Here is a 13,320-nt window from a genome sequence, read left to right on the forward strand (position 1 = left end):
GTGCTGGCTTGCGCGGCGGTGGGCGGCGGCGCAGCCTGGTGGCAGGCGCGCGGCACCGCGCAGTTGCGGGCCAAAGCGGTATTCGGCGATGGCACGCGCGGCCCCAGCGACATGGCCTGGGTGCCGGGCGGGGAATTCCTGATGGGCAGCGACCATAAGCTGGCGCAGGCCAACGAGCGGCCGGCCCACAAGGTGCGCGTACATGGTTTCTGGATGGATATCCACCACGTCACCAACGCGCAATTTGCCGCCTTCGTGCGCGCTACCGGCTATGTCACCACGGCCGAGCGCAAACCGGACTGGGAGACGCTGCGCGTGCAGTTGCCGCCCGGCACGCCGCGTCCGCCCGATTCGGCGATGGTGGCGGGCGGCATGGTGTTCGTCGGCACCAGCCGGCCGGTGCCGCTGCAGGATTACTCGCGCTGGTGGCGCTATGTGCCCGGCGCGGACTGGCGGCATCCCAGCGGCCCCGACAGCAATATCACCGGCAAGGACGATCATCCGGTGGTTCAGGTTTCCCATGAAGACGCGCAGGCCTACGCCAAATGGGCCGGCAAGCGCCTGCCTACCGAGGCCGAATGGGAGTTCGCCGCGCGCGGTGGGCTGGAACAGGCGACCTATGGCTGGGGCGACCAGTTCGCCCCGGAAGGCCGGCAGATGGCCAACGTCTGGCAGGGACAACAAGCGCAGCCGTTCCCGGTGGTCAGCGCCAAGGCCGGCGGCGCGCTCGGCACCAGCCCGGTGGGCACGTTCCCGGCCAACGGCTACGGCCTGTCCGACATGACCGGCAACGCCTGGCAGTGGGTGGCGGACTGGTACCGCGCCGACCAGTTCCGGCGCGAAGCCGTGAGCGCCAGGCCGATCGAGAACCCTGTCGGCCCGGCCGATTCGTGGGATCCCTCGGAGCCCGGCGTCCCCGTGGCCGCACCGCGCCGCGTCACGCGCGGCGGGTCCTTCCTCTGCAATGAAGACTATTGCCTGAGCTATCGCCCCAGCGCCAGGCGCGGCACCGATCCGTACAACAGCATGTCGCACCTCGGCTTCCGGCTGGTGGTGGACGACACACAGTGGAAGCAGGCCAGGGACGGCAAGCCCGCTACACAGGCTGCCGCAGGTGGCCCGCGGCCAGGCTGAGCGGGGCGGAACCATTTCCGAAGCGCGGCGCGGCAGGGGCCTGCGTGCCGGTGGCAGTTTTTCGCCTGCTGCCTGGCGAATCGCGGTTCGTTGACAGGGAAGGCATGACACGCATGAGCCGGATCGGGACCGGTCGCTTGTAGCGGGGCGGCGGCGCCCGCACGGCGCGGGATGGGATGCACGCGGAGGCTGGGACAGATGAGCAGGAACCGGGCACATTCAGCCGCGATGGCGGCACCGCCACCGGGACGGCCCGCAATGCCGTCACGGCCCCTGGCGCTGGAAGCGGCAGAGACGCATGGGGCTTTGCTGGCGGCGCTGCTGTTCGCCTCCGGTGCATCCGCGCTGGTCTACCAGGTACTGTGGATCAAACAGGTGGCGTTGATCGTTGGCGTTGACGTCTATGCCGTCACCACGGGTGTCAGCGCGTTCTTCCTCGGCCTGGCCTGCGGCGGCTGGGCGCTGGGCCGGCGCGCGGACCGCGCGGCACGGCCCTTGATGTTCTACGCCGCGCTGGAACTCGGCATCGCGGTGCTGGGCCTTGGCGCCACGCTCGGGCTGGCGCAGGCGGCACCGTGGTTCGTGGCGATCGAGAGCCGCGCCGGCCTGCTGGCCTGGTGCCTGCCTTTCGCGCTGATCGGGGCGCCTGCCTTGTTGATGGGCGGCACCTTGCCCGCGCTGATGGCGGCCTGCGCGCCGCCGGCGGGCAAGGTGGCGCGTACCGGCGGCGGGCTCTACGCCGCCAATACCCTGGGCGCCATGGCCGGCGCCTTGCTGACTACCTTCATGCTGGTGCCTTCGTTTGGCGTGCGTGGCGCCGCCATGGCCGCTGCGCTGGTCAACCTGGCGCTGGCGGCAACGGCGTTTGGCTTTGGCCGCGCCAGCGCGCCTCGGGCAATCGATGCCGCCGCGGCCRCACCCGTGGCCGCGCCGCAAGCGCGGGCACGGCTGGCGGTGGGGCTCTATGCCGTGGCCGGCGGCATCGCGCTCGGCTATGAAGTCGTCTGGTCGCAGATCATCGTGCAGTTCATGAGCACGCGCAGCTTTGCCTTCACCATCGTGCTGGCCACCTACCTGGGCGGCCTGGTGGCAGGCAGCGCCATCTACGCCCGTTTTGCCGACCGCGTGCGCGATCCGTGGGGCGTGTTTGGCGTGCTGGTGGGGCTCGCGGGCCTGGTCGCGCTGCTGCAGTTGGCGGGGCTCGGGAACTGGCTGGTCCAGTTGCAGGTGAGCCTGGCAGGCGTGGTCATGGCGGCCACGGGCAGCGAGTTGGCCGCAATGTGCGCGCGCTTTGCACTGGCGGGGCTGTGCGTGGTGTTTGCGCCCACGATGCTGCTCGGTGCGGCGTTTCCCGCAGCCTTGCGCTTGTGTGCCGAACCCGGTCATATCGGCCGCGACGTCGGCGTTGTGCTGGCGCTCAATACGGCGGGCGGCATCGCCGGCACCTTCCTGAGCGGCTTCGTGCTTGTGCCGGCGCTAGGCCTTGTCCATACCCTCGGGATACTCGCCGCCGCGGCGGCTACGGTGGGCACGGTTGCCGTGCTGCGCGGCCCCGGCGTGCGGCCCGCCCTGTGCGCGGCCGCCCTGGGCATCGGCGTCTGCGTGGCAGTGGCCGCCGTGCTGACGCCGCCCGATCGCCTCGCGCGGCTGCTGGCCGAGGCCAAGGACGGCACCCTGGTCTCCTACGAGGAAAGCCCTGGCGGCACGGTCGCCGTGATCGAGCAGGGCAGGCCGGGCGCCAGCTTCCGGCGCCTGTACATCTCAGGTGTTTCCAACTCGGGCGACGCCATCGGGTCGCTGCGCTACATGCGGCTGCAGGCCTTGCTGCCGCTGCTGGTCCACACGCAGGAGCCGCGCTCGGCGCTGGTGGTTGCGCTTGGCACCGGCATTACCGCGGGCGCGCTCRCGCAATACCCGGGGCTGGAACGCCGCGTCACGGCCGAGCTGCTGCCCGCGGTGGTGCGTGCCGTGCCGGAGTTCCGGGGCAACTACGACGTCAGCCGCCATCCCCGATCCGACATCCGCGTGCGCGACGGCCGCCATGAACTCCTGCGCTGCCCCGAGCGCTACGACCTGATCACCCTGGAGCCGCCGCCGCCATCGGCTGCCGGCGTGGTGAATCTCTACTCGCGCGATTTCTACGAGCTGGCGCGCAGCCGCTTGCAGCCGGGCGGGCTGTTTGCCCAGTGGCTGCCGCTGGCCACGCAGAACGACGAAGACTCCCGCGCGCTGGTGCGCAGCTTCCTTGACGCGTTCCCGCACGCCTCGCTTTGGACTACCGAGGTGCACGAGATGCTGCTGGTGGGCTCGGATGCGCCGCTGGACCTGGACGCCGCGCGCATCCAGGCGCGCTTCAACCAGTCAGCCGTGGCCGGCGCCCTGCGCGAGGTCGGCATCAATTCGCCCGCCGCGCTGCTCGCCACCTGGGTGACGGGACGGGAAGGGCTGGAGCGCTACGCCGCCGGCGCGCCGGCCGTGACGGACGATCGGCCGTTGATCGAATACGCGGGCTGGGTGCGGCGCGACGAGATATCGCGCGTGCTGCCCGCCTTGCTGGATCTGTATATGGCACCGCCGTTGCGCGGCGCAGACCCTGCCTTTCAGGCGGATATCGATCAGGAGCGTCGCCGGCTGATGCACTTCTACGCGGCCACGCTTGCCGCTTACGCCGGCGACCGGCAGCGCTGGCGGGAAGAGATCGGGCTGGCCGTGCAGGGCGGCGAGGCCAACCAGTACTTCCGCCGCATGCTGGGCATGCGGGACTGAGCAACGAGAGATTCGAGAACACGGATTGGGGAAACCGGGGCCGCCGGCAGCGGTCGGGTAACAGAGGAGGAGCACACATGCGAATCAATCGCTCACTGAAGCGAGCGGCTATCGCGCTCGCGGTGGCGGTGCCGATCGCGGCCGCCGGATGGCTGGTAACCGCGCCAACCACCACAATGGCAGCGGACGCGCCTGCCAAGGCGTCAGCGAGCGCGCCGAACAGCACGTCCGCCAAGAAGCCGAATATCCTTGTGATCTTCGGCGACGATATCGGGCAGACCAATATCAGCGCCTATAGCATGGGTGTGGTCGGTTACAAGACGCCAAACATCGACCGCATCGCGCGCGAGGGCATGATGTTTACCGACTACTACGCCGAAAACAGCTGTACGGCGGGCCGCTCTTCCTTCATCACCGGGCAGACGCCGTTGCGCACCGGCCTGAGCAAGGTCGGCGCGCCGGGTGCGCCGGTGGGCCTGCAGAAGGGCGATATCACGATTGCCCAGGCATTGAAGGCGCAAGGTTATGCCACCGGGCAGTTCGGCAAGAACCACCTTGGGGACAAGAACGAGTACCTGCCGACAGCGCATGGCTTCGATGAGTTCTTTGGCAACCTCTACCACCTGAATGCCGAGGAGGAGCCTGAGCGCCCCTATTGGCCGAAGGACAAGAACGACCCGTTCGCGAAGAACTTCTCGCCGCGCGGCGTGATCCACTCGTTCGCCGATGGCAAGGTCCAGGACACCGGCCCGCTGACCACGAAGCGGATGGAGACGATCGACGACGAGACTACTGCCGCAGCGCAGGAGTTCATCAAGAAGCAAGCCAAGGACAACAAGCCATTCTTCGTCTGGATGAATACCACCCGCATGCACTTGTTCACGCATGTCCGCGACTCCATGAAGGGCCGCAGCGGCATGCCCGGCAACGAGTATGCCGACGGCATGCTGGAGCATGACGAGGATGTGGGCAAGCTGCTGAAGACACTGGATGACCTGGGCATCACCAAAGACACCATCGTGGTCTACACGACCGATAACGGGCCCAACCAGTTCTCCTGGCCGGATGCGGCAACCACCCCGTTCCGCAGCGAGAAAGACACCAACTGGGAGGGGGCGTTCCGGGTGCCCGCCATGGTGCGATGGCCGGGGCGCATCAAGCCGGGAACAGTCTCCAACGAGATGTTCTCCGGGTTGGACTGGTTCCCGACCCTGTTGGCCGCCGTGGGCGATACCACCGTCAAGGATCGCCTGCTGAAGGGCTGGTCGCCGAAATCCGGGCAGAGTTTCAAGGTGCACCTGGACGGCTACAACCAGCTTGACTACCTGACAGGCAAGAATGCGAAGGGAGCGCGCGAAGAGTTCTATTACTTTGACGATGACGGCAATCTGGTGGCCATGCGCTTTGGCGACTGGAAGGCTGTCTTCTGCGAGCAACGCGCGCCGGGGGGCATGCAGGTCTGGGCCAATCCCTTCACCTGCCTGCGACTGCCAAAGATCTTCAATTTGCGCATGGACCCCTATGAGCGCGCAGATGTCGCCTCTGACCAGTACTACGACTGGATGACCAAGAACGCCTACCTGACCGGCATCGCCACCATGAAGGCATCCGTGTTCCTCGAGACCTTCGTGGCCTACCCGCCAAGCCAGAAGCCAGCCAGCTTCAGCGTGGACCAGGTGCGCAAGTCCGTGGACGAGCGGATCGAGAAGCTGAGGTCGCAGAAAAAGTAGCCGCGGCTGTTGTGTAACGATGTGGCCCGTCGGTCCTGCTGGCGGGCCATTCTCGCGACTTACCCCGGCCCTGCGGCCGAGGCTACGAGAGACTTGGACAATGAGTTCCAGAGAGGCAATCGCGGCGCTGCAGCAGCATGTGGAGCAGTCCATCAAAGGGCAGGGCGAAGTGATCCGGCAGATCGTCATCGGCCTGCTGGCCAACGGCCACCTGCTGCTGGAGAGCGTGCCCGGGCTGGCCAAGACGCGCATGGTCAAGAGCGTGGCCGCGAGCCTGGACGCGCAGATGCGCCGCATCCAGTTCACCCCGGACCTGCTGCCCGCCGACATCACCGGCTCGGACATCCTTTACCAGGAGGCGGGCAGGAACAGCTTCCGCTTCCAGCCGGGCCCCGTGTTCGGCAACCTGATCCTGGCCGACGAAATCAACCGTGCGCCGGCCAAGGTGCAATCCGCGCTGCTCGAAGCCATGGAGGAGCGCCAGGTCTCGGTGGGCGGCACCACCCATCCCATGCCTGAACTGTTCATGGTGCTGGCCACGCAGAACCCGATCGAGCAAGAAGGCACTTACCCGCTGCCCGAGGCGCAGATGGACCGCTTCCTGATGAAGGTGCTGATCACCTATCCCGCAGCCGACGACGAGCGCGATGTGCTGCGCCTCGTGCGCGGCGAGGAGACGGGCAGCGCGGCGCCCGCTACGCCCCGCGCGGAGCAGGCCAGGGTGCCGCAGTCGGCGATCTTTGCCGCGCGCGAAGAGATCCACGGTGTCCACGTGGCTGACGCGATCGACCGCTACATCATCGACCTGGTCAATGCCAGCCGCACGCCGGCCCGCTTTGACGCCGAACTGGCGAAATGGATCGCGCTGGGCGCCAGCCCGCGCGGCGGCATAGCGCTGGACCGCGCGGCCCGCGCCAACGCCTGGCTGGACGGACGCGATCACGTGACGCCCGACGATGTGCGTGCGATGGCGCTGCCCACGCTGCGGCACCGGCTGATCCTGTCCTACGACGCCAGCGCGGACGGGCTGGACGCCGACGCGGTGGTGAACAAACTGGTCGAAGTCGTGGCCGTGCCCGCATGAAGGATCCCGCGATGCCGGTGGTGCGCGGGAGCGAGCTCGGCACCGTGTGGGTCGACGTCGCGCACCTGGCCCGGCTGGAGCTGGCCGTGYGGGACCTGGGCTTCACCATGCGCCAGCCGCACGCCAGTGTGCTGTCGGGCAAGCACGGCTCGCGCATTCGCGGGCGCGGCCTGAACTTCGAAGAACTGCGCGGCTACCAGCAGGGCGACGATGTCCGCMACCTGGACTGGAAGGCCTCGCTGCGCATGGGCAAGCCGCTGGTGCGCGTCTATACCGAGGAGCGCGACCTGCCGGTACTGCTGGTGGTGGATCAGCGCATGCCGATGTTCTTCGGTTCCAGGCGGGCGATGAAATCGGTGCTGGCCGCGGAGTTTGCCGGGCTGTGCGCCTGGATGGCGCTGCAGGCGGGCGACCGCGTGGGCGCGATCGTGTTTAACGACTCCGATACCACGCTGATCCGGCCGCTGCGCAGCCGTGCCCGCGTGCAGGCCGTGCTGGGCGCCATCGCCCGGATGAACCAGGCGCTGCACGCCGACAGCGCGGCGCGGCCCGTCTACGGCCAGCTCGACCGCACGCTGGAGCGCGCCTTGCAACTGGCCGGGCACGACCACCTCATCTGCGTGATCAGCGATTTCGCGGGCGCCGGCCAGCGTACCCAGGACCTGCTGCGCCAGCTGTCCAGCCACAACAGCGTGATCGCGGCGATGGTGTTCGATCCCTTGTTCCAGGCGGTGCCGCACCACACCGGCCGCATGGTCGTGACCGAAGGGCATCTGCAGGTCGAGCTGGACATGGGCGACAAGACCACGCGCGAGCCGATCGAATCCTTCTTCACCGGGCGCCTGCACGAGGTCACCGAACTGCTCAAGCGCAGCGGCGTGCCGATGATGCCGATCGACACGGAGGGTGAGGCCCTGGCCCAGTTGCGGCATTTCCTGGGACGCCTGGCGCCGCGCGGCAAAGCGCCAGGCCGGCATTGAGGCGCGCGGCGGATACTCCATGGCAGACCTGACCCGTTCCTACGCCACCGATGYCGTGCAGCCAGGTGCAGGCGCACCGGAGGCCGCCGGCACATTGGCAAACCTGCAGGAAATCGCCTTGCCGCCGCCTGCGTCCTATCTGCCCCAGACCTGGGGCTGGGCCGTGCTGGCCGCCTTGCTGCTGGCGCTGGGCGGGCTGCTGGCCTGGCGCGCCTGGCGGCGCCGCCAGGCAAACCGCTACCGGCGCGACGCGCTCGCGGAGCTGGCGCGCATTGAAGCCGGCCTGGCCGCGGCGGCCGGCGCCGACAGCCGCCGCGACGCGCTTGCCGCCTTGCCCGCGCTGGTCAAGCGCGTGGTGCTGGCGTTCGCGCCGCGCACGCAGGTGGCGAGCCTGTCCGCGCAGGCATGGCTGGACTATCTCGATGGCACCTGGCGCGGCGGTGGTTTCAGCAATGGCCCTGGCCGGCTGCTGCCGGAGCTGGCCTACGGGCAGCGCCCGCCGCCGGCTGCCGAAGTGACGGCGCTGATTGCGCTGCTGCGCGACTGGATCGGACAGCACCATGCTCACCTTTGACCACCCGTGGGCCGCGCTGGTCCTGCTGTTGCCCATCCTGGTCTGGCTGCTGCTGCCGGCTTACCGGGAAACCATGCCTGCCGTGCGCGTGCCGTTCTTCGAGGAAATGGCTGAACGCTCCGGCCTGCGGCCCTCCGAGGGCGCGGTGGTGATGCGCCGCAACTGGGCACAGCGGCTGCTGGCGCCGCTGTGCTGGGCACTGGTGGTGGCCGCGCTGGCCATGCCGGTCCGGGTGGACCCGCCGATCGAGCGCACCGAGCCGGCGCGCGACCTGATGCTGGCGATCGACCTGTCGCAATCGATGGAGGCCAGGGATTTCGCGCAAGCCGACGGCCACCGCGTGGACCGGCTTACCGCCGTCAAGCAGGTGGTCAGCACGTTTATCGACCGCCGCAAGGAAGACCGCATCGGCCTGATCGTGTTTGGCGCGGCGGCGTTCCCGCAGGCGCCGCTCACCATGGACCACGACAGCGTCAAGGCCTTGCTCGCCGAAGTCCAGATCGGCATGGCGGGCCCGCAGACGGCGATTGGCGACGCCATTGGCGTGGGCGTGCGCATGACCGAAAAATCGCCCGCGCAGGAGAAGGTACTGATCCTGTTGACGGACGGCAACGACACTGCCAGCAAGGTGCCGCCGGAGCAGGCCGCGCGGATCGCCAGGGACAAGGGGCTGATCATCCATACGATCGGCATCGGCGACATCAACGCCACGGGCGAGAACAAGGTCGATCTGGGTGCGTTGCAGAAGATCTCCAGCATGACGGGAGGCCGCTCGTTCCGTGGCGAGGACCTGGCCGGGCTGGAGTCCATCTACGCGACGCTGGACCGGATCACGCCAGTCAAGGTAAAGCGCCAGTCGCACCAGCCCAAGCGCGATCTTTTCTACTATCCGCTCGCCGCGGCGGGCATGCTGCTGTTGCTGTATCACGCGGTCATGCTATTGCTGAGCGCCATCCGCCGGCCGCGCCGCCAGCCGTTGGTGGACCGTGGCCAGGGCGTCGCGCCGGAACCGGGGCACTGAATGGATTTCGGTGAGTTCCATTTCCTGCGCCCCCTGTGGCTGCTCCTGATGCCGGCGGCGTTGCTGATTGTCTTCGCCTGGCATCGGTTCTCCGACCCACRCCGGCGCTGGCGGGGCGTGATCGCCCCGCATCTGCTGGAGCGGCTGATCGTCGATGGCGGGCGCGGCTGGCGCCTGCGGCCGGTACACGGCGCGTGCGCCGCGCTGGTTCTGATCGGCCTTGCCGCGGCGGGGCCGGCCTGGGAGCGCGAGCCGCCGCCGTTTACCGAGGACAAGGCGCCGATGGTGGTTGCCATCGACCTGTCGCGCAACATGGACGCGGTGGACCTGGCGCCCACCCGGCTGGAGCGCGGCAAGCAGAAGGTGCGCGACCTGATGCAGCTGCGCGCGGGCTCGCGCACCGGGCTGGTGGTGTACGCGGGCACGGCGCACATGGTAGTGCCGCCTACCGATGACCCGCAGTTCATGGCGTTGTATTTGGACGCGCTGGATACCGGCATGATGCCGCGCGCGGGCAAGAACGCCGCCGCCGCGCTGGCGCTCGCCGACACCCTGCTGGCCCGGGAGTCGGCCGCGGGCACCGTGCTGTTCATCACCGATGGCTTCGACCGGGCGGAAATCCCCGTTTTTGCCGCGCACGCCCGCAATAGCCAGGTGCAGGTGCTGGTGCTGGCTGCCGGCACTACCCAGGGCGGCCCGATCCGTACCGCCGATGGCCGGGTGGCCACCGACCAGCAGGGCCGGCCGGTGCAGGGCACGCTGGACCTGGCGGCGCTGAAGGCGCTCTCGTCCGATGCCGACATCCCGCTGGCCAGCCTGACGCTGGACGACGACGATGTGAACTGGGTACAGCGCCGCGCGGTGCGCAATATGCAGGCCGCGCAGGAGAAGAACGCCGAGGTGCGCTGGAAGGAGGCGGGCTACGTCCTGACCATCCCCATCGCGCTGCTGGCTGCCTTCTGGTTCCGGCGCGGCTGGGTGGTGCGCTGGCTGCCTGCGCTGCTGGTGGCCCTGCTTGTGCAGGCACCGCGCCCGGCGGTGGCGGCGCCGGTGGTCCTCACGACGGCATCGATCAAGGCGTTTTTCCTGGATGCCTTCCTCACCCCCGACCAGCAAGGCCGCTGGCATTTCGAGCGCGGGGATTACACCGCCGCCGCGGCGCATTTCCAGGACCCGATATGGCGTGGCTGGGCCAGCTACCGCGCGCGCGACTTCGCGGGCGCGCTGACCGCGTTTGCCGCCCTGGCCACCCCGGATGCTTTTTTCATGATGGGTAACTGCTATGCGCAGCTGAAGGACTATCCGCGTGCGCTTTCGGCCTATGACAACGCGCTCAAGGGGCGCCCCGGATTTGCGCAGGCCATCGCCAACCGAGCCCTCATCGCGGCGCTGATCGAACAGGAGAAAAAGAAGAAGAAAGACGACGGCGAGGAAGCGCCGGACACGCCGCCGGACAAAATCCAGTTCGACGACAAGGACGATGGCGGCAAGAAGGAAAAGGCCGATATGAGCCGCGTGCAACAACAAAACGCCGAGCTATGGATGCGTAACCTGCAGATTTCGCCGGCGGATTTCCTGCGCCAGAAGTTCCAGATCGAGGCGCAGCAGCCGGCGCAGGGCAAGGCCGCGCCATGAAACGCCTCCTGTTCTACACCACCATTGTCGCCTTGCTGGGCCTGCTGATCGCGCTGCCGGTCCTGGCTGACGGGCCGCGGTCGATGGCGCGCGCGCATCTGGAGCCAGGCGGCGCGGTGGCGCAGGGCCAGCCTGTCAAGCTGGTGGTGGACGCGCTGACTACCAACTGGTTCACCGAGGCGCCGGTCTTTCCCGTGCTGGAGATTCCCGGCGCTATCGTCAGCCCGCCGGGCGACGATGCCACCAACCTGAGCGAAGAGATCCAGGGCGTGAAGTGGTTCGGCGTATCGCGCTCGTACATCGTCACGCCGCAGACCGGCGGCGATCTTGCCATTGCGCCGCTGGAACTCACGCTGCAGGTAGGGCAGGTGAGCGGGGTGGTAAAGGTGCGCACCCCCGCGCTGACGCTGAAAGTCAAGACGGTGCCGCGCCCGGCCGGCGCGGAGAACGCTATCGGGACATCGCGGCTGGAATTGACGCAGTCCATCGACCATGACCTGCGCACGCTCAAGCAGGGCGACGCCTTTACGCGGACCATCGAGATCAGCGCCGACGGCGTGCAGGCCATGCTGCTGCCGCCCACGCCATTTGGGCCGGTGTCGGGGCTCGCGGTCTATCCCAAGGCGCCCCGCGTGCAGGACATCAGCCAGGAGCGACAGGGTTTTCTGGGCGGGCGCCGGGTCGATGCCGCCACCTATCTGGTGCAGAAGTCCGGCCGCTACGAGTTGCCGGGGGTGAGCGTGCAATGGTGGGACATCCGTGCTGGCAAGTTGCGCACGGCCAYGGTGCCCCCATTGCGGTTTTCCGCTTCCGCCAACCCCGGCTACCAGCCGCCGGTTGGCATTCCGGGCGAGCCCCTGGCGGCGCTGCCGGGACGCCATGCGCGCCTGGATCCGCAATGGCTAGCCTATTGCGCCGCAGTGCTGGTGGTGCTGGGGCTGGCGGCCTGGCTGCTGTTGCCCCGGCTGATCCGCGCGGTTGGGCGCCTGAAGGCCTGGCGGCGCCAGCGTCGGCTGGCTTATGCAAGCTCCGAGGCCGCCGCCTTTGCGCGGCTGCGGCGCGCGCAGCAGGGCGAGGACGCCAGCGCACTGGTGAGCAGCCTGTACGCCTGGCTCGACCGGGTGGCCCGGCGCGCGCCCGCTGTGCTTGGGCGCCCCGCGGCGCTTGGCGATGCCGAACGCGCCGCCGGCAGCGCGACTTTTGCCACGGCGGGGGAGCAACTGCTGTCCAGCCGCTATGGCGCGGCGGCCACACAAGGCGATGTGCCGCCAGCCGCGCTGGGCAAGGCACTGGATGAAGCCAGGGCGGGGCTGGTGCGCCGCTCCACGCGTTCCGGTCATCATGCGGCGAGATCTTTGCCACCGCTCAATCCGGCCAGTGGCTAGCAAGCACGCCGCCATGGCTGGTCTAAGCTTGGTTTCCATCCGGAGCGATTCCACAATGCTTCCACCTCCGCTGCAGGCTTGTTTCGCATCATCCCCCCCGGCCGGGCGGCGCACCGCCGGCGCGCTGCGCTTGTCGATCGCCATGTTGCTGGCAGCCGTCATGTCCGGCAAGGCCGCCGCCGGGCCGGTGGACCTGCCGAATTCCCTGCCGAACATGGTCGGCGCCGGCTTTGGCTCCACGACGGAATACGCCGGCGGCAAGGACCGCATGATCGGCGTGGTGCCGGGGGTGCGCTATGTCACGCCAGGCGGCCACCTGTTCGAATGGTACGGACCCTATGCGCAATACAACTTTGGTGGCGTCACCGGCTTCCAGTGGGGGCCCGCAGGGGCGCTCCGGTTGGGGCGCAAGGATGTCGACGATCCCGTGGTCTCCCAGATTCACGAAATCAAGACCACGGTGGAGGCGGGCGGCTTCATCGGCTACGAGTACCTGGACCAGGGCAGCATTCCCTACCGGCTGCGCGGCAGCGTGGCGGTGGTGACAAATGCGGGCGTGGTCTACACGGGTGCGCGCCTCAGTGTCAACGGGAGCGGCTGGGTGCCATTGCATCCGCGGGTATATGCCGGGGCCGGGCTGGGCGCAAGCTGGGTGAGCCAGGGCTTCAACCAGACCTACTACGGTGTGACGCCGGACGATGCCGCGCGCAGCGGCCTGCCCGTCTACGCGCCCGGCGGCGGATTGCAGCAGGTGACCGGCTGGCTTGCGCTGGTTTTCCAGATCGACAAGAACTGGTACGCCGGCGCCATGGTCTACGGACAGCGGCTCACCGGCAGTGCCGGAGACAGTCCTATCGTGACGCAGCGCGGCACGCGCAACCAGATCACTTATGGCGCTGGCATCGCCTATGCCTGGAGATAGACAAGCATGGAAATCCATACCGGCAACAACACCCGGAAACGCAAAAGACAGAGCCGTAATCCAAGGAAAGCTTGTGGACACCCCTGAAG

Annotated in this window: 10 protein-coding genes; all 10 read left to right on the forward strand. The window is 68.4% G+C overall.

The window, feature by feature from the left end; all coding sequences use genetic code 11:
* Positions 1-18 precede the first annotated feature (18 nt).
* The 10 genes from AC1DKD_RS30705 (at position 19) to AC1DKD_RS30750 (ending at position 13,231) form a co-directional block, all read left to right on the forward strand.
* Positions 19-1,134 (forward strand): formylglycine-generating enzyme family protein, encoded by a 1,116-nt coding sequence (locus AC1DKD_RS30705; protein WP_441637246.1) that lies wholly within the window; start codon positions 19-21, stop codon positions 1,132-1,134.
* Between the two features lie 258 nt (positions 1,135-1,392).
* On the forward strand, positions 1,393-3,900 hold the full coding sequence (locus tag AC1DKD_RS30710; protein WP_477144093.1) for a spermidine synthase: 2,508 nt from the start codon (positions 1,393-1,395) through the stop codon (positions 3,898-3,900).
* 77 nt (positions 3,901-3,977) lie between these two features.
* Positions 3,978-5,630 (forward strand): arylsulfatase, encoded by a 1,653-nt coding sequence (locus AC1DKD_RS30715; RefSeq protein WP_441637238.1) that lies wholly within the window; start codon positions 3,978-3,980, stop codon positions 5,628-5,630.
* Positions 5,631-5,730: 100 nt separating this feature from the next.
* Entirely contained in the window at positions 5,731-6,714 is a 984-nt protein-coding gene (locus AC1DKD_RS30720; protein ID WP_441637240.1) for an AAA family ATPase, read from the forward strand.
* Complete coding sequence (locus tag AC1DKD_RS30725; protein WP_477144094.1) at positions 6,711-7,694, forward strand: DUF58 domain-containing protein; 984 nt, start codon at positions 6,711-6,713, stop codon at positions 7,692-7,694. Before AC1DKD_RS30720 ends, AC1DKD_RS30725 begins: the two co-directional genes overlap by 4 nt.
* Before the next feature lie 19 nt (positions 7,695-7,713).
* Positions 7,714-8,268: a DUF4381 domain-containing protein gene (locus tag AC1DKD_RS30730; RefSeq protein WP_477144095.1), complete on the forward strand. Its 555-nt coding sequence runs from the start codon at positions 7,714-7,716 to the stop codon at positions 8,266-8,268.
* Positions 8,255-9,289: a vWA domain-containing protein gene (locus AC1DKD_RS30735; protein ID WP_441637472.1), complete on the forward strand. Its 1,035-nt coding sequence runs from the start codon at positions 8,255-8,257 to the stop codon at positions 9,287-9,289. The genes AC1DKD_RS30730 and AC1DKD_RS30735 overlap by 14 nt, the downstream gene beginning before the upstream one ends.
* Positions 9,290-10,924 carry a VWA domain-containing protein gene (locus AC1DKD_RS30740; protein ID WP_477144096.1) on the forward strand — a complete coding sequence of 545 codons (1,635 nt, stop codon included), beginning with the start codon at positions 9,290-9,292 and terminating at the stop codon, positions 10,922-10,924. It begins immediately after the preceding gene.
* On the forward strand, positions 10,921-12,309 hold the full coding sequence (locus AC1DKD_RS30745) for a hypothetical protein (RefSeq protein WP_477144097.1): 1,389 nt from the start codon (positions 10,921-10,923) through the stop codon (positions 12,307-12,309). The genes AC1DKD_RS30740 and AC1DKD_RS30745 overlap by 4 nt, the downstream gene beginning before the upstream one ends.
* A 55-nt stretch (positions 12,310-12,364) precedes the next feature.
* Positions 12,365-13,231, forward strand: coding sequence for a MipA/OmpV family protein (locus AC1DKD_RS30750; protein ID WP_441637478.1), 867 nt, complete (start codon positions 12,365-12,367; stop codon positions 13,229-13,231).
* Positions 13,232-13,320: the final 89 nt, after the last annotated feature.

The organism is Cupriavidus sp. 05T313 (assembly GCF_056396665.1).

Bases quoted from the DNA above. Each gene is read 5' to 3' on its own strand.
- AC1DKD_RS30715 (WP_441637238.1), top strand. From the start codon at position 3,978: ATGCGAATCAATCGCTCACTGAAGCGAGCGGCTATCGCGCTCGCGGTG.
- AC1DKD_RS30720 (WP_441637240.1), top strand. From the start codon at position 5,731: ATGAGTTCCAGAGAGGCAATCGCGGCGCTGCAGCAGCATGTGGAGCAG.
- AC1DKD_RS30735 (WP_441637472.1), top strand. From the start codon at position 8,255: ATGCTCACCTTTGACCACCCGTGGGCCGCGCTGGTCCTGCTGTTGCCC.
- AC1DKD_RS30750 (WP_441637478.1), top strand. From the start codon at position 12,365: ATGCTTCCACCTCCGCTGCAGGCTTGTTTCGCATCATCCCCCCCGGCC.